The sequence below is a fragment of the Burkholderia sp. WP42 genome, assembly GCF_000745665.1.
Lineage (GTDB): Bacteria > Pseudomonadota > Gammaproteobacteria > Burkholderiales > Burkholderiaceae > Burkholderia > Burkholderia vietnamiensis.
Genome location: NZ_KN050725.1, coordinates 253,155 through 276,994 on the forward strand (window position 1 = coordinate 253,155; position 23,840 = coordinate 276,994).

Annotated in this window: 21 protein-coding genes and 1 other RNA gene; 13 read left to right on the forward strand and 9 right to left on the reverse strand. The window is 68.8% G+C overall.

Annotation, left to right across the window (positions count from 1 at the left end):
- Positions 1 to 37: 37 nt before the first annotated feature.
- Positions 38 to 499, forward strand: coding sequence for a MerR family transcriptional regulator (locus EX20_RS27690; RefSeq protein WP_034195398.1), 462 nt, complete (start codon positions 38 to 40; stop codon positions 497 to 499).
- Positions 483 to 917 (forward strand): carboxymuconolactone decarboxylase family protein, encoded by a 435-nt coding sequence (locus EX20_RS27695; RefSeq protein ID WP_011884995.1) that lies wholly within the window; start codon positions 483 to 485, stop codon positions 915 to 917. The genes EX20_RS27690 and EX20_RS27695 overlap by 17 nt, the downstream gene beginning before the upstream one ends.
- A 37-nt stretch (positions 918 to 954) precedes the next feature.
- Here EX20_RS27695 and EX20_RS27700 read toward each other — a convergent pair whose 3' ends face one another.
- Entirely contained in the window at positions 955 to 2,883 is a 1,929-nt protein-coding gene (locus tag EX20_RS27700; RefSeq protein ID WP_011884994.1) for a sigma-54-dependent Fis family transcriptional regulator, read from the reverse strand.
- Between the two features lie 513 nt (positions 2,884 to 3,396).
- On the opposite strand from EX20_RS27700, the gene EX20_RS27705 reads away from it, so the two are divergent.
- The 6 genes from EX20_RS27705 (at position 3,397) to lipA (ending at position 9,505) form a co-directional block, all read left to right on the forward strand.
- Entirely contained in the window at positions 3,397 to 4,455 is a 1,059-nt protein-coding gene (locus EX20_RS27705) for an ATP-NAD kinase family protein (RefSeq protein WP_034195399.1), read from the forward strand.
- 59 nt (positions 4,456 to 4,514) lie between these two features.
- On the forward strand, positions 4,515 to 5,291 hold the full coding sequence (locus EX20_RS27710; protein WP_011884992.1) for an SDR family NAD(P)-dependent oxidoreductase: 777 nt from the start codon (positions 4,515 to 4,517) through the stop codon (positions 5,289 to 5,291).
- Between the two features lie 76 nt (positions 5,292 to 5,367).
- Positions 5,368 to 6,351: a thiamine pyrophosphate-dependent dehydrogenase E1 component subunit alpha gene (locus tag EX20_RS27715; protein ID WP_014723114.1), complete on the forward strand. Its 984-nt coding sequence runs from the start codon at positions 5,368 to 5,370 to the stop codon at positions 6,349 to 6,351.
- A 61-nt stretch (positions 6,352 to 6,412) separates the two neighbouring features.
- A complete protein-coding gene (locus tag EX20_RS27720) occupies positions 6,413 to 7,417 on the forward strand; it encodes an alpha-ketoacid dehydrogenase subunit beta (RefSeq protein WP_011884990.1) in 1,005 nt (334 codons plus the stop codon).
- Between the two features lie 4 nt (positions 7,418 to 7,421).
- Positions 7,422 to 8,537 carry an acetoin dehydrogenase dihydrolipoyllysine-residue acetyltransferase subunit gene (locus EX20_RS27725; RefSeq protein ID WP_034195400.1) on the forward strand — a complete coding sequence of 372 codons (1,116 nt, stop codon included), beginning with the start codon at positions 7,422 to 7,424 and terminating at the stop codon, positions 8,535 to 8,537.
- 2 nt (positions 8,538 to 8,539) lie between these two features.
- Positions 8,540 to 9,505: a lipoyl synthase gene (gene lipA, locus EX20_RS27730; protein ID WP_034195401.1), complete on the forward strand. Its 966-nt coding sequence runs from the start codon at positions 8,540 to 8,542 to the stop codon at positions 9,503 to 9,505.
- Between the two features lie 15 nt (positions 9,506 to 9,520).
- On the opposite strand, the gene EX20_RS27735 is transcribed toward lipA, so the two are convergent.
- The 8 genes from EX20_RS27735 to trxA form a co-directional block, all read right to left on the reverse strand.
- Positions 9,521 to 10,870: an MATE family efflux transporter gene (locus tag EX20_RS27735; RefSeq protein WP_034195402.1), complete on the reverse strand. Its 1,350-nt coding sequence runs from the start codon at positions 10,868 to 10,870 to the stop codon at positions 9,521 to 9,523.
- A 2-nt stretch (positions 10,871 to 10,872) separates the two neighbouring features.
- On the reverse strand, positions 10,873 to 12,630 hold the full coding sequence (locus EX20_RS27740; protein ID WP_011884986.1) for an ArnT family glycosyltransferase: 1,758 nt from the start codon (positions 12,628 to 12,630) through the stop codon (positions 10,873 to 10,875).
- A gap of 229 nt (positions 12,631 to 12,859) precedes the next feature.
- The gene (locus EX20_RS27745; RefSeq protein WP_011884985.1) at positions 12,860 to 13,123 is read right to left on the reverse strand and encodes a type B 50S ribosomal protein L31; all 264 of its coding nucleotides are present in this window, start codon (positions 13,121 to 13,123) and stop codon (positions 12,860 to 12,862) included.
- Positions 13,124 to 13,283: 160 nt separating this feature from the next.
- Positions 13,284 to 14,114 carry a M90 family metallopeptidase gene (locus EX20_RS27750; protein ID WP_011884984.1) on the reverse strand — a complete coding sequence of 277 codons (831 nt, stop codon included), beginning with the start codon at positions 14,112 to 14,114 and terminating at the stop codon, positions 13,284 to 13,286.
- Between the two features lie 38 nt (positions 14,115 to 14,152).
- Complete coding sequence (locus EX20_RS27755) at positions 14,153 to 15,709, reverse strand: MFS transporter (protein WP_034195403.1); 1,557 nt, start codon at positions 15,707 to 15,709, stop codon at positions 14,153 to 14,155.
- Entirely contained in the window at positions 15,706 to 16,206 is a 501-nt protein-coding gene (locus EX20_RS27760; protein ID WP_034195404.1) for a MerR family transcriptional regulator, read from the reverse strand. The genes EX20_RS27755 and EX20_RS27760 overlap by 4 nt, the downstream gene beginning before the upstream one ends.
- A gap of 130 nt (positions 16,207 to 16,336) precedes the next feature.
- On the reverse strand, positions 16,337 to 17,599 hold the full coding sequence (rho, locus tag EX20_RS27765; protein WP_006478662.1) for a transcription termination factor Rho: 1,263 nt from the start codon (positions 17,597 to 17,599) through the stop codon (positions 16,337 to 16,339).
- Between the two features lie 194 nt (positions 17,600 to 17,793).
- The gene (gene trxA, locus EX20_RS27770) at positions 17,794 to 18,120 is read right to left on the reverse strand and encodes a thioredoxin TrxA (RefSeq protein ID WP_006402348.1); all 327 of its coding nucleotides are present in this window, start codon (positions 18,118 to 18,120) and stop codon (positions 17,794 to 17,796) included.
- 390 nt (positions 18,121 to 18,510) lie between these two features.
- Here trxA and ffs point away from each other — a divergent pair.
- From ffs to EX20_RS27790, 5 genes are all read left to right on the forward strand, one after another.
- Positions 18,511 to 18,609, forward strand: an RNA gene (gene ffs / locus EX20_RS31515) — signal recognition particle sRNA small type.
- Positions 18,610 to 18,736: 127 nt separating this feature from the next.
- Positions 18,737 to 21,322, forward strand: a complete 2,586-nt coding sequence (locus EX20_RS27775; RefSeq protein WP_034195405.1) for a DNA polymerase III subunit gamma/tau — start codon at positions 18,737 to 18,739, stop codon at positions 21,320 to 21,322.
- 114 nt (positions 21,323 to 21,436) lie between these two features.
- Positions 21,437 to 21,763, forward strand: coding sequence for a YbaB/EbfC family nucleoid-associated protein (locus EX20_RS27780; protein WP_006755698.1), 327 nt, complete (start codon positions 21,437 to 21,439; stop codon positions 21,761 to 21,763).
- A gap of 40 nt (positions 21,764 to 21,803) precedes the next feature.
- Positions 21,804 to 22,400 (forward strand): recombination mediator RecR, encoded by a 597-nt coding sequence (recR, locus tag EX20_RS27785; RefSeq protein WP_011884980.1) that lies wholly within the window; start codon positions 21,804 to 21,806, stop codon positions 22,398 to 22,400.
- 48 nt (positions 22,401 to 22,448) lie between these two features.
- The gene (locus EX20_RS27790) at positions 22,449 to 23,654 is read left to right on the forward strand and encodes a CaiB/BaiF CoA transferase family protein (RefSeq protein WP_011884979.1); all 1,206 of its coding nucleotides are present in this window, start codon (positions 22,449 to 22,451) and stop codon (positions 23,652 to 23,654) included.
- The last annotated feature ends 186 nt before the right edge of the window (positions 23,655 to 23,840 follow it).

Consider the following 23,840-nt stretch of genomic DNA (forward strand, 5'->3'; position numbering starts at 1 on the left):
CTTAGAGTGAACTCTAACTCCTAACCTTGTTCCTGCCATGTCGAAAACCGTTTCCAGATCCACCGCCGCCGGCCCGCTGACGATCGGGCAAGTCGCCGAACTGACCGGCGTGTCGACGCACACGCTGCGCTATTACGAGCAGGCCGGGCTGTTGCGCGCGATTTCACGCACGGCCGCCGGGCACCGGCTCTATGCGCCGGCCGACCTGGACTGGCTCGCGTTCGTGATGCGCCTGAAGGCGACCGGCATGCCGATCGCGCAGATGCAGCAGTTCGCGGCGCTGCGGGCCGAAGGCGAGTCGACCTTCGGCGCGCGGCGGCGCTTGCTCAGTGCGCATCGCGATGCGGTGCGCGCGCACATCGCCGAGTTGCAGGCGAGCCTCGACGCGATCGGCGACAAGATCGCGTACTACGAGCAGCAGGAGCGCGAGACGGAACGACGGGCAAATCCTACTCACTTACCCTCGGAACAGGACGGATACCATGGAACGACTCGTTGACGATCGCTTTGCGCGCGGCTGGAACAAGCTGAAGGAAATCGACGGCGAAGTGGGCGAGCGCGTCATCGCGGCGCTTGCGCCGATCGCACCGGACTTCGGACGGCTGTTGGTCGAATTCGGCTTCGGCGACATCTACAGCCGGCCGCAACTCGACCTGAAGGCGCGCGAGATCGCGACGATCGCCGCGCTGGCCGCGCTCGGCAATGCGCAGCCGCAATTGAAGGTGCACATCGAGGCCGCGCTGAACGTCGGCTGCACGCGCGACGAGATCGTCGAGGTGTTCATGCAGATGGCCGTCTATGCGGGCTTTCCGGCAGCATTGAACGCACTGTTCGCCGCGCACGAGGTGTTCACGCGGCGCGTCGACGCGGCCGGCGCCGACGCCCGCACGGAAGCGGCCGTGGCGCACTGCGGGTGAAGCGAAGCGCGCGTCGGCGGGCGGACGCGCCGACGGATCAGATCCGGTGCGGCGCGACGATCCGGTGCTTGGCGATGCGCCGGTACAGCGTCGCGCGCGAGATGCCGAGCGCGCGCGCGGCGGCGTCGGGCCGCCAGCGATGGGCGGTGAGCGCCGCGACGATGCGGCCGCGCTCGTCGTCCGGCGGCACGCCCGCGCCGTGCGCGCCGAGCCGGACACCGAGCTGCGCGGCGAGGTCGGCCGGCAAGTCGCGCCGCGTCACGCGCGCGCCGTCGCATACCGCGCACGCGTAGCGCAGCACGTTGCGCAGCTGGCGCACGTTGCCGGGCCACGGGTAGGCGGCGAGCTCTTCGGCGAGCGTCGCGTCGAGCGTCAGCACGTGGCCGGTGGCCTGCGCCTCCTCGGCGAACACCGCGGCGATCACGTCGCGCACGTCCGCGCGCTCGCGCAGCGGCGGCAGCGCGAACGTCGCGCCGCTCAGCCGGTAGTACAGATCCTCGCGGAACGTGCCGTCGGCGACCATGCGGGCGAGATCGCGGTGCGTCGCGCAGATCACGTCGAGATCGACGCGCACCGGCGTGTCGCTGCCGAGCGGCACGACCTCGCCGTCCGCGAGCACGCGCAGCAGGCGCGTCTGCAACGCGAGCGGCATGTCGCCGATTTCGTCGAGGAACAGCGTGCCGCCGTCGGCGAGCGCGATCTTGCCGCGCGCGCCGTGCTTGCGCGCGCCGGTGAACGCGCCGGCCGCATAGCCGAACAGTTCGCTCTCGATCAGCGCCTCCGGCAGCGCGCCGCAGTTGACCGCCACGAACGGCCGCGCGCGCCGCGCGCCGGCGTCATGTACTGCGCGCGCAAACACTTCCTTGCCCGCGCCCGTCTCGCCGAGCACGAGGATCGGCAGCCGCTTGCTCGCCACGCGCAGCGCGAGTTCGGCCTGCTGCGCGACGCGCGCGTCGCTGCTGTTCAGGAACGGCGTGAGCGCGCCGACGTGACGCTGCTCGGCGCCCGGGCGGCGCGCCGTCTTGTCGGTCTCGCGGCTCGCGCGCCGCAGCGGCGCCCGCAGCCGTGCATAGAGCGGCGCGCCGGTGGCGCGCAGCCGCAGCGCGACGATCGCATCGAGGCGCGCGGCGTCGCGCAGCGGCATCTCGGTCGCATCGAAGATCTCGTCGATATGGCGCGGCTCGTTCAGCGCCGGCAGCGCGTCGCGCGCGTGCCGGTTCGCGGCGACGATGTTGCCGCATTCGTCGAACGCGATCAGCCATTCGGGTTGCGCCTCGACGTAATGACGGTTCGGATGACCGAACAGAATCCAGTGCTGCGCGGTGCTGTGCACGAAGTAGCCGTCCTCGATCAGCGCCGCGCTCTGCCGCACGAGCTGGTACACGAGGCGCTGGCTGTCGCGGCTGTCCGGCGACTGCACGGCCGATGCGTCGAGCACGCCGATCAGCTCGCCGCCCGGCGAGAAGATCGGCGCGGCGCTGCAGGTCAGCGTGGTGAACGCGGCGCGGAAGTGGTCGGTCTTGTGCACGGTGATCGGCGCGAGATCGGTCAGCACGCTCGCGACGCCGCAGGTGCCTTCCTCGCTTTCCGACCAGCAGGTGCCGATGTGCAGCCCCGCATGACGAAAATCGTTGCGGCGGTCGCGCTCGATCCGGTAGTCGATCGTCACGCCGTGCGCGTCCGTCAGCATCACGCAATAGTCTGCAACGCGAATCATGTCGTGCAGGCGCGTGAGGCACTGGCCCGACGCGCGCAGGAACGCCTCTTCCTTGTCGCGCACCTCGCGCAGCTCGGCCGCGGTGAGCACGCGCGGGCCGATCGACGACGCGGGATCGAGCGCGTAGCGCTCGAGCGAGCGCTGCCACGACGACACCAGACGCGCGGACTCGGCCGGCGCGGGCAGGCGTCCGGCGAGCGCGCCAAGGACGCGATCGGCGTGCTGGGCCTGGGGGACGGCATAGGGCATGGTCGGCTCCGGTTCCATACGGCAGGGAATTCGACCTTCTTGTAGCACATCCGCTTGCGCGGATCACATTGCATCGCAGCACGCGGCACGCGTGAGACGTTCGTCTCAGCGCGATCTCGGCCGTCTCGCGCCGTTGAGACGCGCGGGCGGGCCGGCCGCGACGTTCGGCCGGCGCGCGCCGTGCCGCGACACGCATGGCTCGGCGGCCGAACCGCGCGATGGGCGACGTCGCCGCGGCAGCCACCCGTGCGACTCGGCCCCGTGAGACGCACGGGGCGTTTCGTGCGGCGGCGAGCCGTCGCGCCGGCCTGCGTCACCGCCCGGCAGCGGTGCCGAGCCTGTATCCGCGCGGGTTTCGCGGTCGTGGTGCGCACGATGGCACGCCGCTTGCAGATGTGATCGGCAAGCCCGGCGCGTTGGCGTCGGCGACGACGATCCGCTGCCCTCGATGACGGCGGACGAGACATGCAGGGCCGCTGCGCGAGCGCCGGCCCAATGGATGGAGACAAGCCCGTGACGACGCCCGTGACCGTCGGCGTGATCGCGAACCCCGCATCGGGGCGCGACATTCGCCGTCTGACGACGCATGCATCCGTGTTCCCGACCGCGGAGAAGGCCAACATGGTCGTGCGCCTGCTCGCCGGCCTCGGCGCGATGGGCGTCGAGCGCGTGCTGACCTTGCGCGACAAGACGGGCATCGCGACGCTGCTGATGCGTGCGCTCGATACGCACCGCGCGGTCGCGCCGCACGAGCGCTGGCCCGAGGTCGAATTCGTCGATCTGCCGATCACCGACAGCGTCGCCGACACGCAGGCGGGCGCCGCCTACATGCACCGGATGGAAGTGTCGCTGATCGTCGTGCTCGGCGGCGACGGCACCCATCGCGCGGTCGCCGCGCACTGCGGCGCGACGCCGCTCGTCGCGCTGTCCACCGGCACCAACAACGCCTTTCCCGAACATCGCGAGGCAACCGTCGCGGGCGTCGCGGCCGGGCTCGCCGCGACCGGCGCGGTGCCGGCCGAGATCGCGTTCGTGCGCAACAAGCGGCTCGTCGTGCGCTGCATCGCCGGGGCCAACGCGGGGCGCGAGGAGATCGCGCTGGTCGACGTGTGCGCGGCGCGACAGCGCTTCATCGGCGCGCGTGCGGTCACCGGGCCGGCCGACATCGAGACGCTCTACCTGACCTTCGCGGAGCCGGACGGCATCGGCCTGTCCGCGCTCGGCGGCGCATGGGCGCCGCTCGAGCGCAGCGCGCCGCACGGGCTCGCGATGCGCTTTGCCGTCGACGGGCGGACGGACGGCACGCCGCTCGTCGCGCCGATCGCACCGGGGCGCGTCGATCGCGTCGTGATGCGCAGCTGCGAGCGGCTGGAGCCCGGTGCATGGCAGACCATCCCGTTCGAGCGCGGCACGCTCGCATTCGACGGCGAGCGCGAGATCGAGGTCGCGCGCGGCGAGCGCTACGAGATCGCGCTCGACTGGCACGGGCCGCTGACCGTCGACGTCGGCCGCACGCTGCGCTACGCGTCGTCACGACAGGTGCTGCGCGAAGCCGGCGCGTGGCGCGATTGAAGGTGCGTGTACCGGCAAGCCATTTCGATATCCATAACGACGAACACGGAGACATCGCCATGACAACCCCTCTGGAAGGACAGGTCGCGATCGTGACCGGCGGTGCGCGCGGCATCGGCCGCGGCATCGCGCTGACGCTCGCGGCCGCGGGCGCCGACATCCTGCTGGCCGATCTGCTCGACGACGCGCTCGACTCGACCGCGCGCGAAGTGCGCGCGCTCGGCCGCCGGGCGGTGCTCGCGAAGGTCGACGTCACGCAGGCCGCGCAGGTCGACGCGATGGTCGCGCAGGCGCTCGCCGAGCTGGGCGGGCTCGACATCATGGTGAATTGCGCGGGCGTGATCAGCATTCATCCGGTCGAGGCGCTGAGCGAGCGCGACTGGGATTTCGTGATGGACGTGAACGCGAAGGGCACGTTCCTCGGCTGCCGCGCGGCGCTTCCGCATCTGAAGGCGCAGGGGCATGGCCGGATCATCAACGTCGCATCGATCGCCGGCAAGGAGGGCTTCCCGAATCTCGCCCACTACAGCGCATCGAAGTTCGCGGTGGTCGGTTTCACCAACGCGCTGGCGAAGGAACTCGCGCGCGACGGCGTGACCGTCAACGCGATCTGTCCGGGCATCGTGCGCACCTACATGTGGGACCGGCTGTCCGACGAATGGAAGACCGATGGCGAATCGGTCGAGCAATCGTGGCAGCGGCATCAGCTCACGCTGATCCCGCAGGGCCGCGCGCAGACGCCCGAAGACATGGGCCGCCTCGCGCTGTTCTTCGCGACGATGGACAACGTGACCGGCCAGGCCGTGAACGTCGACGGCGGCTTCACGTTCCATTGACGACGCACGCCGAGCAATCCGTCGCCGCGGCGCGGCCGCGGCGGCATTCGCAGTCAGACCTACTCAGGAGACACACATGACCGTTTCGACCCAGCTCAGCAGGGACACGCTGCTGGACGCCTACCGGCTGATGCGCACCATCCGCGAATTCGAGGAGCGCCTGCACGTCGAGTTCGCGACCGGCGAAATCCCCGGCTTCGTTCACCTGTACGCGGGCGAGGAGGCGTCCGCGGTCGGCACGATGCTGCACCTCGGCCTCGAGGATTACGTCGCCACCACGCACCGCGGCCACGGCCACTGCATCGCCAAAGGCGTCGACGTGCACGGGATGATGGCCGAGATCTACGGCAAGAAGACGGGCGTCTGTCACGGCAAGGGCGGCTCGATGCACATCGCCGACCTCGCGATGGGGATGCTCGGCGCCAACGGGATCGTCGGCGCGGGCGGCCCGCTCGTCTGCGGCGCGGCGCTCGCGGCGAAGCACAAGAAGACCGGCGGCGTCGGCGTGTGCTTCTTCGGCGACGGCGCATCGAACCAGGGCGTGATCTTCGAATCGATGAACCTCGCGTCGGTGTGGCGGCTGCCGGCGATCTTCGTCGCCGAGAACAACGGCTATGCGGAAGCGACGTCGGCGAGCTGGTCGGTCGCGACCGACAACATCGCCGACCGCGCGAACGGCTTCGGGATGCCGGGCGTGATCGTCGACGGCTTCGACTTCTTCGCGGTGCACGAAGCGCTCGGCGAAGCGGTCGCACGCGCGCGCAACGGCGGCGGCCCGACGCTCGTCGAGGTGAAGTTCACGCGCTACTTCGGCCACTTCGAGGGCGACGCGCAGACTTACCGCGCGCCGGGAGAAGTGCAGAAGCTGCGCGACGAGAAGGACTGCCTGAAGCACTTCGAAACGCGCGTGGTGCGCGCCGAAGTGCTGACCACCGACGAACTGCGCGCGGTCGATGCGCAGGTGAAGGCGCTGATCGACGACGCGGTCGCGCAGGCGAAGGCCGCGCCGCTGCCCGATGCGGCGGACCTGCTCGCCGACGTGTACGTGTCGTATCCGTGAGCGCGGCCTGACCGAGCAACTGCCGGCCGACACGGCGAACCGAATATTCCAGGAGACAGACATGGCAAGGAAGATCACTTATTCGCAGGCGATCAACGAGGCGCTCGCGCAGGAAATGGCGCGCGACGACAGCGTGATCGTGATGGGCGAGGACAATGCAGGCGGCGCGGGCGCGCCCGGCGAGGACGACGCGTGGGGCGGCGTGCTCGGCGTGACGAAGGGGCTGTTCCACAAGTTTCCGGGCCGCGTGCTCGATACGCCGCTGTCGGAAGGTGGCTACATCGGCGCGGCCGTCGGCGCGGCCGCGTGCGGGATGCGGCCCGTCGCGGAGCTGATGTTCATCGACTTCATGGGCGTGTGCTTCGACCAGATCTTCAATCAGGCCGCCAAATTCCGCTACATGTTCGGCGGCAAGGCCGTCACGCCGGTGGTGATCCGCGCGATGTACGGCGCCGGCCTGCGGGCGGCGGCGCAGCATTCGCAGATGCTCACGTCGCTGTTCACGCATATCCCGGGGCTGAAGGTGGTGTGCCCGTCGACGCCGTACGACGCGAAGGGCCTGCTGATCCAGTCGATCCGCGACAACGACCCGGTGATCTTCCTCGAGCACAAGCTGCTCTACACGCGTGAAGGCGAGGTGCCCGAGGAATCGTATGCGATCCCGTTCGGCGAGGCCAACGTCGTGCGCGAAGGCGACGACGCGACGATCGTCACCTACGGCCGCATGGTCCATCTCGCCACCGACGCGGCCGCGAAGCTCGCGAAGGACGGCATTCACGTCGACGTGATCGACCTGCGCACGACGTCGCCGCTCGACGAGGAAACGATCCTCGAGAGCGCGGAGCGCACCGGGCGCGTGGTGGTCGTCGACGAGGCGAACCCGCGCTGCTCGATCGCCACCGACATCGCGGCGCTCGTCGCGCAGCGCGCGTTCCGCTCGCTGCAGGCGCCGATCGAGCTGGTGACCGCGCCGCACACGCCCACGCCGTTCGCCGGCGTGCTGGAAGACTTGTACATCCCGTCCGCCGATGCGATCGCGCAGGCGGTACTGAAGACGAGGAGCTGACACGATGTCGATTCACATGATCACGATGCCCAAGTGGGGGCTGTCGATGGAGCAGGGGCAGGTCAATGGCTGGCTGAAGTCGATCGGCGAGCGCGTGACGAAGGGCGACGAAGTGCTCGACGTGGAGACCGACAAGATTTCGTCGGGCGTCGAGTGCGCGTTCGACGGCACGCTGCGCCGGCAAGTCGCGCAGGAAGGCGAGACGCTGCCGGTCGGCGCGCTGCTCGGCGTGGTCGCCGCAGCTGATGCGAGCGACGCCGACATCGACGCGGCGATCGCCGAATTCCAGCGCGATTTCGTGCCGAGCGCGGCCGCCGACGACGCGGCCGGCCCGCAGCCCGAGAAGGCGCAGATCGGCGGGCGCACGCTGCGGTTCCTGAAGCTCGGCGACGGCTCGGGCACGCCGGCCGTGCTGATTCACGGCTTCGGCGGCGATCTGAACAACTGGCTGTTCAATCACGCGGAACTCGCCGCGCATCGGCCGGTGTGGGCGCTCGACCTGCCGGGGCACGGCGAGTCCGGCAAGGCGGTCGAGACCGGCAGCCTCGACGAGCTGGCCGACGCGGTGCTCGCGCTGCTCGATGCGCAGCAGATCGAGCGCGCGCACCTGATCGGCCATTCGATGGGAGGCGCGGTGGCGATGGCGGCGGCCGAGCGCGCGCCGCAACGCGTGGCGTCGCTGACGTTGATCGCGAGCGCCGGGCTCGGCGCCGACATCAACCGCGATTACATCGACGGCTTCGTCGCGGGCAACAGCCGCAACACGCTGAAGCCGCATCTCGGCGCGCTGTTCGCGGATCACGCGCTGGTGACGCGGCAACTGGTCGAGGATCTCGTCAAGTACAAGCGGCTCGAAGGCGTGCAGGCGGCGCTCGAGAAGATCGCGAACGCGGCGTTCGACGGCGCGGCCCAGCGGCGCGTGTTCCGCGATCGCGTCGCGTCGCTCGCGCCGCGCACGCTGGTGATCTGGGGCGAGCACGACCAGGTGATTCCCGCGCAGCACGCGCAGGGCTTGCCGGACGGCGTGCGCGCCGAGGTGATCGCCGGCAGCGGCCACATGGTGCAGATGGAGGCGGCTGCCGACGTGAACCGCCTGATCGTCGCGTTTCTCGGAGACTGACGATGGCCGCCGCGCTCGAACGACCCAGCCTCACCGCGCTCGGCCAGCCGGGCGCGCGCAGCCGCGACAAGCTCGCGCGCATTCCGGTGCGCGTCGAGCCCGCGGCGGGCGCGGCGCTGCCGAAGCCGTCGTGGCTGCGGGCGCGGCCGATGTCGAGCGGGGCGGTCGCCGACATGGCGGCCGTGCTGCGCGATCATCGGCTGCATTCCGTCTGCGAGGAGGCGATGTGTCCGAACATCGGCGAATGCTTCGCGCAGCGCACCGCGACCTTCATGATCATGGGCGGGCTGTGCACGCGGCGCTGCCCGTTCTGCGACGTCGCGCACGGCCGTCCCGAGCCGCTCGATCCCGACGAGCCCGCGCGGCTCGCCGCGGCGGCGGCCGCGCTCGGGCTGCGCTACGTCGTGATCACGTCGGTCGATCGGGACGACCTGCGCGATGGCGGCGCCGCGCATTTCGCCGCCTGCATCGCGGCGGTGCGCGCACGCGTGCCGGGCATCGGCGTCGAGGTGCTGACGCCCGATTTTCGCGGCCGCGTCGCGCGTGCGCTCGACGCGTTGTCGTCGGCATGGCCGGACGTGTTCAATCACAACATCGAGACGGTGCCGTCGCTGTATCGGGCCGCGCGGCCCGGCGCCGATTATCGCGGCTCGCTCGAACTGCTCGCGCAGGCGAAGGCCGCGCGGCCGGCGCTCGTGACGAAATCGGGCTTGATGCTCGGGCTCGGCGAGCGCGACGACGAGGTGCGCGCCACGCTGCACGACCTGCGCGCGCACGAGGTCGACGTGCTGACGCTCGGCCAGTATCTGGCGCCGTCCGTGCATCATCTGCCGGTGCGGCGCTACGTGAGCCCCGACGCGTTCGACGCGTGGCGCGACGAGGCGCTGGCGCTGGGGTTTCGCGAAGTCGTCGCAGGCCCGCTCGTGCGCTCGTCGTATCACGCGGCCGACGTGCTGAAGCCCGCGTGAGCCGCCCGCCGCGCGTCAGGCGCCAGCCTGCGCGCGGCTCACGCGGCGCAGATAGACCGCGAGGCCGGCGCCGGCGAGCATCAGGCTGAGCGTGTTCGCGAACCAGAAGCCGCGCGCACCGGTCAGCCAGGCCGGCGTGATGCCGCCGACGTCGAAGCCGAGCAGATAGCCGCCGCCGAGCCCGACGCCCCACAGCGCGATCGCGTAGATCACGGTCGGCACGACCGCGACCTTGTACGCGCGCAGCACGAACGCGGAGGTGACCTGCAGCGCGTCGAAGAAGTGGTAGCAGGTGACGATCGCGACGAGCGGCAGCGCCGCGGCGGCGACGGCCGGATCGGGCGTGTACGCGCCGACGATGAGCGGACGCAGCACGAACACCAGCACGCCGTAGGTGGCCGCGACCGCGCACGCGAGCATCACGCTGTGGCGGCCGAGCAGGCGCGCCTCGTCGTGGCGGCCGGCGCCGAGCGCACGCGCGACCAGCGTCGACGCGGCGACGCCGATCGACAGCGGCGTCATGTACAGCACGCCGCCGATATTGCCGGCGATCTGGTGGCCGGCGAGGGAGGTCGTGCCGAACTGCGCGATGAAGAGCGCCATGCAGGTGTACGACGTGACCTCGATCAGGTACGACAGCCCCATCGGCACGCCGAGCTGCAGGATCGCCTTCTGGCGTGCCCACACGGGCCAGCAAAAGCGCGAGAAGATCGCGAGCGGCGCGAACACGTCGAGCTTCGCGAGCAGCGTGAAGCCGATCGCCGCGAGCGCCCAGTTGATCAGCGTGCTCGCGAGCCCGCAGCCGGGGCCGCCGAGCGCCGGCACGCCGAAGCCGCCGAACACGAACCACACGTTGAGCGGAAACTTCAGCAGCAGCGCGCCGATCTGCAGGATCATCGCGAGGCGCGGCTTGCCGGCCGCGTTGGTGAGCGCGTTGTAGATGCGGAACACGAGGCTCGCCGGCAGGCCGTACGACAGGATGCGCAGGTATTCGACCGTGCGGTCGTGCAGCGTGGGCGGCGCGTGCGCCGCTTGCAGCAGCGCGTCGGGAAAGTGCAGCAGCAGGAAGCCGGGCACCGCGAGCAGCAGCGCGAGCCACAGCGCCTGCCGGACTTCCTCGCCGATCTCGGCATAGCGCCGTGCGCCGTACAGCTGCCCGGTGATCGGCTGCAGCGCCGACAGGATCCCGGTGAGCCCGATGTAGACCGACACGTAGATCGACGAGCCGAGCCCGAGCGCGGCGAGATCGGTGGCCGAATAGCGGCCGACCATCGCGGTGTCGATCACGCTGAACGCGATGATCGCGAGCTGGCCGACCAACACCGGCCATGCGAGGCCGACGATCCGGCGGATGTCGGCGAGCATCGTCACTCGACCGCGCGATGGCGCGGGCCACGGCGCTTGACGGGCGTCTTCGGCCGCTCGATGCGCTCGTAGAGCCGGAAGCGCTCGTCGCGGTCGGCGACGCGGCGGCCTTCCCACACGAGACGCCAGACGTATTGCGACATCGCGCTCGGCTCGCCGAAGTCCGCGCGGTCCTGGCGCAGGATCACGTCGCATTCGCCGGAGAATTCGAAGTGCATGTCGCCGAAATAGGCGAACGTCGCGAGCTGCGCGTCGCCGAGCCGCACGGGCGAGATGCATTCATAGTCTTTCGGCAGGTGCGACGCGATCTGTCGCGCGACATCGCTGTAGGTGCGGCCGTAGTTGACGATCGGCAGCCACAGCGTCATCAGCAGCACCCACATCAGCGTGGTGCCGGCGCCCGATAGCACGACGCTGCGCCACAGCACCTTCGGCTGACGCGACACGCGCCAGCGCGCGAGCACGAACCAGCACACGGTGACCACCACCGCGCAGATGAACGACAGGATCTTGAAATGCGGCTCGTAGCCCGGCACGAGGCGCGCGAGGTTGCGCGCGAGCGGGTGCGGGAAGCCGGTCAGCGACGCCAGCCACACGAGCCAGACGAACGTGCCGAGGATGGTGAAGCTCAACACCGCGAACCAGTCGAACGCGTTGATCGCGCCGCGCTTGAGCGTCGGCAGCGCGAAGGTCGCGAGCACCGCGAGCGGCGGCAGCAGCAGCATGTACATCCGGTTCGACTGCTGGCTCTGCAGGATCACGAGCGCGACCAGCGGCACCACCACCGACAGCGGAATCGCGATATGCGCGCGGCGGCGCATGCCGGCCCAGCTCCACCAGGCCCAGATCGCGAGCGGCCACGCCGGCCACGTGAACAGCGGCAGGTTCTTCGCCGCGTAGGCGAGCACCGCGGTCGGCGGGCCGGAAAAGCGCATCAGGCTGCCGTGGATCCACTGGTTGAAGAACCACGCGGCGTCGTCGGGCGTCGCGTTGAAGGCAGCGAGCGGCCACAGCGCGAAGATCGCGGCCGCGAGCGGGACGCCGACCAGCGGCAGGCGCAGGTTGCGCATCTCCGGCGTGACGAGCCACAGCACGGCCGTGCCGGCCAGCAACGCGGCCACCAGCACGGGATTGCCCGACAGGGCGACCAGCCCGACCGCGGCGCCCCACCACAGCGCGCCTTGCATCGGCTTGTCGATGCCGCGCACGATGCCGTACACGAACATCGCGATCCACGCGAACTGCGCGAGCTGCGGCGTGGTTTCATGGCCGCGCTCGGCGAGGCCGAAGCAGGCGACGAGAATCAGCAGCGCGCCGTCGGCGAGCGTGCGGCCGTAGTCGCGCGGCTCCGGCTCGCCGCCGAATGCGTACTTGAACGGTTGTACCTCGGCGCGTCGGCCGAGCAGGTAGGCCGCGTACCAGACGAACGCGCAGGCGATGCAGAACAGCACGCCCGTATCGACGCGCGACGCGTTGCTCGCGTCGACCCACGGCGCGAGCGCGCGGATCGACAGCGCGCCGAGCCAGTAGCCGAGCGGCCCGTCGGTCGTGATGAACTTGCCGACCAGATTGGGTAGCAGCCAGTCGTGCCAGCCGCCGGTCGCCATCGTCCACATCACGCCGAAGCCCGCGGCGTCCTCGTTCTTCCACGGGTCGCGGCCGAACAGGCCAAACGCCGCATAGACGAGGCACAGCGTGAGCAGCAGCCAGCGCGGCAGCGCGCGCGTGGCGGAGGCGGTGAGACGAACGACAGGCTTCATGCAGATCAGCGATTTGATTTGTTATGGGCAGGCGGCCGGCACGATCGTGCGCGGGCGGGCCGGATTCGAGCATCCGGCATTGTAGACGCGACGGCCGTTGCGCGTCAGACGATTGCCGCGCTGGGTGCCGGCGCGTGTGCTGTCCCGGCGAGCGGCGACAAAAAAGGGCAGCCTGGGCTGCCCTTTTGTGCGGTACCGGTGCGTTGCAACCACCGGATCGGTGCGAAGCTTACTTCGCGACCTTGCCGCTGGCGCGTGCGCCGAACTTGTTCTTGAACTTCTCGACACGGCCTGCCGTGTCCATGATCTTCTGCTGGCCGGTGTAGAACGAGTGCGATTCCGACGACACTTCGATCTTGGCGAGCGGGTAGGTCTTGCCTTCGTGGTCGATGGTTTCACGCGTCTGGATCGTCGAGCGCGTGATGAACTTGAAGCCGTTCGACATGTCTTGGAAGACGACTTCGCGGTAGTCCGGGTGAATGCCAGGTTTCATGATGTTCCTTGGTGAGAGCGGTAGCCAACCCGCCGCTTGCCGTACCGGACCGCACGCATTCGTGCGATTCGGCCGCCGTCAAGCCCGGCGCGAGCCACTTGCCTAAGGTCGAAAAACGGCGATTATGCCAGAAAATCAGACGGTTGACGATTAATTTTCATCATGCGTCGAGCGCGCCCGTGCCGGCCGGATCCTGCCGATAGTAGCGGGCGAGCAGCCGGTACAGCTCCGGAAATTCGGACTCGAACGCCTGCGGCCGCACGAACAGCGCCTCGCTGCACACCGCGAAGAATTCCGACGGGTGATCGGCCGCATACGGATCGATCAGCGAGTCGCGCTCGAAGCGCGCCCACGCGCGCTCCGGCACCGCATCGACGCGCGCGCAGAACTGGTCGTAGGCGTGCTCGAACACGTCGGCCCACGCCTGCGCATCGAGGTGCGGCGCGTGCCAGCGGCGAAACAGCGGCGGGTAGCCGTCGGCCGCGCCCGTCAGCATGTCGATCTTGTGCGCGAATTCGTGGATCACCACGTTGTACGCGTCGCGGCCGTCGGTCATCTGCGCGTCTTCCCACGACAGGATCACCGGGCCGCCTTCCCAGGCCTCGCCGCTCGCGTCCTGCTCGACCTCGTGCACCACGCCGTTCTCGTCCTCCACCGTCTTGCGGATCACGAATTCGCCCGGATACACGACGATGCCGACCCAGCCGTCGTACAGCGACAAGTCGAGATTCAGCACCGGCAGGCAGGCCTGCGCCGCGATCGCGACGATCATCCGGTCGGTCAGCTCGAGCCCGTGCGCGGTCGAAAACGACTTGCGCGCGATGAACAGGCTCGTCAGCTCGCGCAGCCGGCGCTGGTCGTCCGGCGCAAGCGCGCCGAGGAAGGGCAGGCGCGCGACCGTGTCGTCCCACAGCGCATCGGGGATCGGGTGGCTGCGCAGCGCGCGATCGCGGCGGCGGTCGTCGAACCAGCGGGTCAGTTTCGAGAGCATGGAGGCGGCGCGGGAAAATCCAAAGCCTGTCTTTTAACTCAATCGATCTCTTTTTGCCATGCCGCGAACAGGCCGCCGACGAGCGCGACGCCCGCGAGGTAATAGAAACCGTCGAGCGACGCGAGGAACGACGCCTGTTGCGCGACCATCCGCGCGATCGATGCGATCGCGAGCGCGTGCGCGTCGCTGAGCGCGTGGCCGGCGGCCGCGTAGCCGCGCGTGAGCGTGTCGACGCTCTGCTGGAACAGCGGGTCGAACACGTTCGCGCGCTCGACGAGCCGCGTCTGGTGCACGGCCAGCCGGTGCTGCTCGACGATGATCACCGACGACGTCGCGAACGAGATCGTCAACTGGCGCACGATGTTCTTCAGCCGGTAGCCGTGCGTGTACTCGTCGATCGCGAAGATCCGGAACGTCAGGTTCGCGACCGGCAGCACGATGAACAGCAGCAGCAATCCGCGCAGCAGCAGCGGGACGACCAGCGCGGCGTCGCCGACCTGCGGCGTCATCCGGGTCATCCACAGCGCGGCGACGATCGCGATCGCGAACCCCGGCACCACGAACCATTTCTTGTGCGTGACGCGCTTCGCATGCCGCAGGTACGCGAACAGCGCGGTGGCCGAGATCAGCGACATCGTGCCGACCAGCCGCCCGGCGTTCTCGACCGGATAGCCGAGCCCGCGTTCGAGCAGCCGGGAGGTCAGGTAGCTGAAGCCGGTCGACTCGTAGTAATAGAACATGTACAGCAGCAGCCCGACCTGGAAAGTGCGCTCGCGCAGCGCATGCAGCCGCACGAGCGGCGCCGGATGGTGCCACTGGTGATACGCGAACCATGCGAGCGCGCCGATGCCCGCGAACGTCAGCAGCATCAGCGTCGGCGAGCCGCTGTAGAGCTGGTAGTGCACCTGCTGCAACACGATCTGCAATGCGCCTTGCGCCAGCGCAAACACGACGTAGGGCCAGAAATGCCCGGGGCCGCGCTCGTCGTCGAGCGTCCTGCCCGAGTCGGGCAGCGTGACGAACGCGAGCGCCGCGAACGCGATGCCGAACGGCGCCGTGCAGGCGAACAGCGCGCGCCACGTCGAATGCGCGACGAGCAGCCCGCCGACGATCGGCGCAAGCGCGCTGCCCAGCAGGATCATGATCAGGAACGCGCGCGTGGCGGGCGCGCGCTCCTGCGGCTTGAAGCTGCTCTGGATAAGGATCCGGCACGCGCCCATCATCGGGCCGATGAAATAGCCCTGGAAGCCGCGCGCGAACGCGAGCTCGAGCGACGTGTCGGCGAGCGCGGCGGCGATGGCACCCAGCGAGAACATCAGCATGCTGCCCGCCACGTAGCGGCGATGCCCGAGCCGGTCGACCCACCATTGCTGCTGCAGAATGCCGAGCACGGCCGTCACCGCATACGCGCTCGACGACCACACGAGTTCGTCCGGCGACGCATTGATGCCGCCGGCGATGTAGCTCGCGAAGAACGAGAACGCCGCGTTGTCGAAGTAGTCGATGCCGGTGACGAGCGCGAGCGCCCACGGGAGCAGGTCCGCGCGCAGGTTCGCGCGGCTCCACAGCGGCGAGCGACCGGGCGCGACGTTCATTCGCGGTCCTTGCGCGCGCGTCGCGCGCCGGCTTCGGCGCGCCGCTGCGCCATCAGCGCATCGGGGTTTTCGCCGGCCAGGCGTCGTTCGATGTAGTCGAGGTCGTGCTGCAACTCCTTGCGCAGCGCGACGGCTTCCTTCAGCTCGCGCTGCACGGCCGCGATCCGCTGGTCGAGCGTGCCGATCTGCGCGGCGAGCCCGGTGCGAATGTCGCGCAACGAGGCGTCCGAATAGCGGCGCCGGCCATCGTCCGTCTGCTCCAGCGGGCGCTTCAACATCTCGGTGATGCCGTGCAGCGAGAAGCCGAGCGCGCGCAGCCGCAGGATGCGCGCGAAGCGTTCGAGCGCGGCTTCGTCGTACAGCCGGTAGCGGCCGCCGCTGCGCGACGGCGTGACGAGCCCGCGTTCCTCGTAGTACTTCAGCGTGCGCGGCGTGACGCCGAGCCGCGCTGCGGCGTCGCTGACGGTCAGCAGTGGCGTGGTGGCTTCGTTCGACATCGGATGTTCGGGCTTGAGTGGAGACGATGGTTCGTATTATAGATAAACCTGTGCGTTCACGTATAGGTTGGCGCGAAAAAACGGCCGCCGTGCGAGATGCAGGGCGGCCGTTCGGCGTGGAGGCGGGCGGTCAGCCGCCGCGGCGCATCAGATCGAAGAACTCGGAATTGCTCTTCGTCTGGCGGATCTTGTCGAGCAGGAATTCCATTGCCTCGACTTCGTCCATGTCGTGGATGAACTTGCGCAGCACCCAGATCTTTTGCAGGATTTCCGGCTTGATCAGCATTTCTTCGCGGCGCGTACCCGACTTGTTCAGGTTGATCGACGGATAGACGCGCTTTTCGGCGAGACGGCGCTCGAGGTGCACTTCCATGTTGCCGGTGCCCTTGAATTCTTCGTAGATCACGTCGTCCATGCGGCTGCCGGTTTCGATCAGCGCGGTGCCGATGATGGTCAGCGAACCGCCTTCCTCGATGTTGCGCGCCGCGCCGAAGAAGCGCTTCGGACGCTGCAGTGCGTTCGCGTCGACACCGCCGGTGAGCACCTTGCCCGATGCCGGGATCACGGTGTTGTATGCGCGCGCGAGACGCGTGATCGAGTCGAGCAGAATCACGACGTCGTGCTTCATTTCGACGAGGCGCTTGGCCTTCTCGATCACCATTTCGGCAACTTGAACGTGACGCGTGGCCGGTTCGTCGAACGTCGATGCGATCACTTCGCCGGCGACCGAGCGCTGCATTTCGGTCACTTCTTCCGGGCGTTCGTCGATCAGCAGCACGAACAGGATGACGTCGGGGTGGTTCTGCTTGATCGCGTGTGCAATGTGCTGGAGCATCACGGTCTTGCCCGACTTCGGCGATGCGACCAGCAGGCCGCGCTGGCCCTTGCCGATCGGCGCGATCATGTCGATGATGCGGCCCGTGACGTTCTCTTCGCCGCGCATTTCACGCTCGAGCGACAGCGGCTTGTTCGGGTGCAGCGGCGTGAGGTTCTCGAACATGATCTTGTGTTTCGAGGCCTCGGGCGGCTGCCCGTTGACTTTGTCGACCTTCACCAGCGCGAAGTAGCGCTCGCCGTCTTTCGGCGTGCGGACTTCACCTTCGATGGTGTCGCCGGTATGCAGGTTGAAGCGGCGGATCTGCGACGGGCTGATATAGATGTCGTCGGTGCTCGCGAGGTACGACATTTCCGGCGAACGCAGGAAGCCGAAGCCGTCGGGCAGCACTTCGAGCGTACCGTCGCCGAAGATCGTCTCTCCCGTCTTGGCGCGCTTTTTGAGAATGGCGAACATCAACTCCTGCTTGCGCAGGCGGTTCGCGTTTTCGATCTCCAGGCCATTGGCCATTTCGATCAGTTCGGACACGTGCAGAGACTTGAGCTCGGATAAATGCATACGGAGAACCCGCCAGGGAGGAGATGCGACGAAAAGAAATAAGGGAGGAGGGCGAGCGGAGGCGCTCTGAGACTTAATGCGTCTTGTAGACGTTTTTTGATTCTAGCATATGCCGATTCGCGCTTGAGCGGCCGATCGGCGGTGTGACGGCGGGCGTGTTGTCGGTTGACAACACGCCCGCGGACTTGCCGGTATTACAGGTGGCTGTCCAGGAATGCGGTGAGCTGCGACTTCGACAGCGCGCCGACCTTCTGCGCGGCGGCCGCGCCGTTCTTGAACAGGATCAGCGTCGGGATGCCGCGCACGCCGAACTTCGCGGGCGTTGCCTGGTTGTCGTCGACGTTGATCTTCGCGATCTGCAGCTTGTCGCCGTAATCCTTCGCGACTTCGTCGAGGATCGGGGCGATCATCTTGCACGGGCCGCACCATTCGGCCCAGAAGTCGACCAGCACGGGCTTGTCGGATTTGACGACGTCCTGTTCGAACGATGCGTCGCTGATGTGTTTGATCTGTTCGCTCATTGGGTCAATACCTCTTTCGGTTCGGGGACTGCCTGCTCGGCGCGTTGGGCGCTCCGGCCGCCTCGCGGCTGCCGGCCGCTGCGGCAGGTCACTCGGCTCTCCCGAAGGAAGGGCTTAAGCGCTGCATGGCGCGGCTCGCGGGTCGTTCGGGCGTCATATTAGCCTAAATTGCTATCTGCTGCGGGCAGCGATAGTAGCCGCTACGCGAGTAGGGGTACGACGCGCCGTTCGACCGTTGCTCAGCCAACGTGGAGGCCGGTTGGCGAATTGCAAGAGCAGTGCGGAGGCGGCCGCAATTCACGCCGTTCGCATGTGTGCCATTGCGCGCCCGAATGCACTGTCGCGAACAAACGGTCGCATTCGGCCGGAAGCGGTGATAGAATATGCCGTGACGGGCCTCCTCGCATGGTGGGGCGGTGAACCTGGTCAGGTCGGGAACGAAGCAGCCACAATCGTTTTCCGCCAGTGCCGAGGGTCGGGCTCGTCACCTTTCCTCTCGCCCCGTTCGTCGGGCGTTTTTGTTTCTGCGGCAATCTCCGTTTTTCTCCACGTGTTTCCCGTCGTCGGTACCGTTTGGCGTGTCGGCGCGACGCGGCGTTACTGATACAATTTCCCGATGACCTATCAAGTTCTCGCACGCAAGTGGCGTCCGAAGGATTTCGCTTCGCTCGTCGGCCAGGAGCACGTCGTCAGGGCGCTCACGCACGCGCTCGACGGCGGGCGTCTCCATCACGCCTATCTGTTTACCGGGACCCGCGGCGTCGGCAAGACGACGCTGTCGCGGATCTTCGCGAAGGCGCTCAACTGTGAAACCGGCGTCACGTCGCAGCCGTGCGGCGTGTGCCGCGCGTGCCGCGAGATCGACGAAGGCCGCTTCGTCGACTACGTCGAGATGGACGCCGCGAGCAACCGCGGCGTCGACGAGATGGCCGCGCTGCTCGAGCGCGCGGTGTACGCGCCGGTCGATGCGCGCTTCAAGGTCTACATGATCGACGAAGTGCACATGCTGACGAATCACGCGTTCAACGCGATGCTCAAGACGCTCGAGGAGCCGCCGCCGCACGTCAAGTTCATTCTCGCGACGACCGATCCGCAGAAGATTCCCGTCACCGTGCTGTCGCGCTGCCTGCAGTTCAATCTGAAGCAGATGCCGGCCGGCCACATCGTGTCGCACCTCGAGCGGATTCTCGGCGAAGAGCAGATTTCGTTCGAGCAACAGGCGCTACGCCTGCTTGCGCGCGCGGCGCAGGGCAGCATGCGCGATGCGCTGTCGCTGACCGACCAGGCGATCGCGTATTCGGCGAACGAAGTGACCGAATCGGCGGTGTCGGGCATGCTCGGCGCGCTCGATCAGACCTACATGGTGCGTCTGCTCGACGCGCTCGCGGCCGGTGACGGCCCCGAAATCCTCGCGATCGCCGACGAGATGTCGCTGCGCAGCCTGTCCTTTTCGACGGCGCTGCAGGATCTCGCGAGCCTGCTGCATCGGATTGCATGGGCGCAGTTCGCGCCGGGCTCGGTGCTCGACGAATGGCCGGAGGCGGCCGACCTGCGCCGGTTCGCGCAGACGCTGAGCCCCGAGAAGGTTCAGCTGTTCTATCAGATCGCAACGGTCGGGCGCGCGGAGCTCGGCTTGGCGCCCGACGAATATGCGGGCTTCACGATGACGCTGCTGCGGATGCTCGCGTTCGAGCCGGCTGTCGGCTCGGGCAGCGCGCCCGGTGGTGAGCCCGCCGTGCCGCGTGGGGTGCCGGCGGCTGCGCCGCGCGCGGCCGCTGCTGCTGCCGCTGCGACGCCGCGTGCTGCGGTATCGGGCGGGGCAGGCGAAGCGGCGCGTCCGCAGGCCGCCGCGCCGGTTGTGCCTGCGGCGCGTTCGGCGTCGGCTCAATCCACCGCGCCGGCCAAATCTTCGGCACCGAATCAATCTTCGGCGCCGAGCCAATCTTCGGGATCGAGCCAATCCACGGCATCGGACCAATCCACGGCATCGAACCGATCCGCGGCATCGGCACAATCCGCGGCACCGGCCCAATCCGTGACACCGGACCAATCCACGGCACCGGCACAATCGGCGGCGCCGACCCAATCACAGGCACCGGCCGAAACCCCGGCACCAGCCCAATCCGCCGACGCAGCCGCTACACCCGCCGCGAACCCTGCTGCTGCGCAAGCACCGGTAGTGGCGACGCCCGAAGCACCGGTCGCTGCTTCCGCGCAACCGCCGTCGGCAGCGCGCGCCGCACCGGCAAACGATGCACGTCCGTCGGCGCCGTCAGATCCTGACGCGTCCGCTGTCGCACCGCGCAGCGCGGCCCCCGCACCGTCCGCCGAGCCGGCACCGCGCACCGCGCCGGCCGAGTCGGCGCTGCGTGCCTCCGCCCGCGGCGGCGCGGCCGCCGCGCTCGACGTGTTGCGCAACGCGGGCATGCGCGTGTCGTCCGAACGCTCGCGGCCCGGCGCCGCGCCGAAGGCAGCCGCCGCACAACCGGCGGCCGAAAAGCCCGCGCCGTCGCGTCCGGCCGTCGTGGTGCCCACTCCGCGAGCCGCCGCCCGCGCGCCGCAGCCTGCCGATACGCGTCAGGCGCCGCCGCCGTGGGAAGACATTCCGCCCGACGAATACGTGCCGCTGAGCGCCGACGAGATGTTCGGCGCCGCGGCCGACGACGGCTTCGTGCCGGTATTCGACAGCGGCCCGGACGACCTGCGCATCGCGCCGAAGCCGGCGGAAGCGCGGCCGTCGGCGCCGGTCGACGCGCGCCCGCTGCCGCCCGCGATCGCGCTCGATGCGATCGGCTTCGACGGCGAATGGCCGGCGCTTGCCGCACGGCTGCCGCTGAAGGGCGTCGCGTATCAGCTCGCGTTCAACAGCGAGCTGACGGCCGTCGATGCGACCACGTTGAAGTTGTCGGTGCCGGTGCCGCAGTATGCGGACGCCGCCCAGGTCACGAAGCTGAAGGCCGCGCTCGCCGATGCGCTCGGCAAGCCCGTGGAGGTTCTGGTCGAGGTCGGTCCGGCACGGCGCACCGCGGCGGCGCTCGATGCGGCCGCGCGCGCGGCGCGCCAGCGCGAGGCCGAGCAGGAGATCCACGGCGATCCGTTCGTCCAGCAGCTGATGCGCGATTTCGGCGCGCGTATCGTCGACGGCTCGGTGCGCCCGCTCGCGGATGCCGCGCCGGACGGCGCGTCGCCGACCTTGCATTGAACTGCATTGAACCGCATTGAACGATAAGCACCGCGACAGGCACAATCACGCCCGCACACATTGACCGGCACGCGCCGCGTGCCGGTTTTCACACGATCAAGAAGGAGTATTCCCATGTTGAAAGGCAACCTCGCCGGACTGATGAAGCAAGCGCAGCAAATGCAGGAAAACATGAAGAAGATGCAGGAGCAGCTTGCGCAGATCGAAGTCGAAGGGCAGTCGGGCGCCGGCCTCGTCAAGGTGACGATGACCTGCCGCAACGAAGTGCGTCGCGTCGCGATCGATCCGAGCCTGCTCGCGGACGACAAGGACATGCTCGAGGATCTGGTCGCCGCCGCGTTCAACGATGCGGTGCGCAAGGCCGAAGCGACGTCGCAGGAAAAGATGAGCGGCATGACGTCGGGCCTGCCGCTGCCCCCGGGCTTCAAGCTGCCGTTCTGAGCGCAGCGTCCATTCAGCCCGCTCAGCTCTCTGCCGCCGCATGAAACAGCCGTCCGCCCTGTCCTCGCTCGTCGAAGCGCTGCGCGCGCTGCCCGGCGTCGGGCCGAAGTCCGCGCAGCGCATCGCGTATCACCTGATGCAGCACGATCGGGAGGGCGCCGAGCGGCTCGGCCGGTCGCTGCTGTTCGCGACCGAGCACCTGCAGCACTGCGAGAAGTGCAACACGTTCACCGAGGCGCAGATCTGCGAGGTGTGCAGCGACGACGAGCGTGATCCGACGCTGCTGTGCGTCGTCGAGACGCCTGCCGACCAGATCATGCTCGAGCAGACGATGACGTACCGCGGGCTGTACTTCGTACTGATGGGGCGACTGAGCCCGCTCGACGGGATCGGCCCGAAAGAAATCCACTTCGACCGCCTCGTGCGGCGCGCGTCCGACGGCGTCGTCAAGGAGGTCGTGCTCGCGACCAACTTCACGAACGAAGGCGAAGCGACCGCCCATTACCTCGGCCAGACGCTGAAGGCGCGCGGGCTCGCGGTCACGCGCCTCGCACGCGGCGTGCCGGTGGGCGGCGAGCTCGAATACGTCGACGCGGGCACCATCGCCCGCGCGATGCTCGACCGCCGCACGATGTAGGCCGGACGCCGCCGCCCGGCGGCGTCGTTCCTCATGCCAGGGAGACACATGAGCACCACCCAGGGCCCGCTCGCGGGCGTCAAAGTGCTCGAATTCGGGACGCTGATCGCGGGGCCGTTCGCGTCGCGCCTCTTTGCCGAATTCGGCGCTGAAGTCATCAAGATCGAGGATCCGAACGGCGGCGATCCGCTGCGCAAGTGGCGCAAGCTGTACCCGGAACAGGGCGGCACGTCGCTGTGGTGGTCGGTCCAGGCGCGCAACAAGAAATCGGTCACGCTGAACCTGAAATCCGAGGCCGGCAACGCGATCGCGCGGCAGCTCGCGCGCGAGGCCGACATCGTGATCGAGAACTTCCGCCCCGGCCTGCTCGAGAAGCTGGGCCTCGGCTACGACGTGCTGTCGGCCGAGAACCGCGGCCTCGTGATGGTGCGCCTGTCCGGCTACGGGCAGACCGGCCCGTACCGCGACCGGCCCGGCTTCGGCGCGATCGCCGAGTCGATGGGCGGCTTGCGCCACATCACCGGCTATCCGGACATGCCGCCGCCGCGCATCGGTATCTCGATCGGCGACTCGATCGCGGCGCTGCACGGCGTGATCGGCGCAATGATGGCGCTTCACCATCGCAACGTGAACGGCGGCGCGGGGCAGGTCGTCGACGTCGCGCTGTACGAAGCGGTGTTCAACATGATGGAAAGCGTGGTGCCCGAGTACGGCGTATACGGCATGGTGCGCGAGCGCACCGGCGCGTCGCTGCCCGGCATCGTGCCGTCGAACACCTATGCGTGCCGCGACGGCAGCATCGTGATCGGCGGCAACAGCGATCCGATCTTCAAGCGGCTGATGAAGGCGATCGGGCGCGACGACCTCGCCGACGATCCCTCGCTCGCCAGCAACGACGGGCGCGTGCCGCGCACGCAGGAAATCGACGATGCGATCGCCGCGTGGCTCGCGCCGCGCACGATCGACGACGCGCTCGCCGTGCTCAATGCGGCGGACGTGCCGGCCGGGCGCATCTACAGCGCGGCCGACATGTTCACCGATCCGCAGTTCATCGCGCGGCAGATGATCCAGCGCTTCAAGCTGCCCGACGGCACCGAGATTCCGCTGCCGAACGTCACGCCGAAGCTGTCGGACACGCCGGGCGAGACGCGCTGGCTCGGTCCCGAACTGGGCGAGCATACGGACGAGGTGCTGCGCGGTCTCGGCTACGACGCGCAGGCGATCGCCGCGCTGCGCGAGGCGGGCGCGATCTGAGCGGCGCGTGAGCGTGGTTCGGGCCTCGGCCGCGCCGCTTGCGGACCGCGCGCGTTCGCAGCGCGCGGCCCGACCGGGAACGGTGACGGGAGTCCGCCGAGCGATGCACGAAACGTCCGGCGGATCGGCATTTTCCCGAGTGCGGCGAACGCCGCCGCGCGATGCGGCGGCGCACCGTAACGGCGC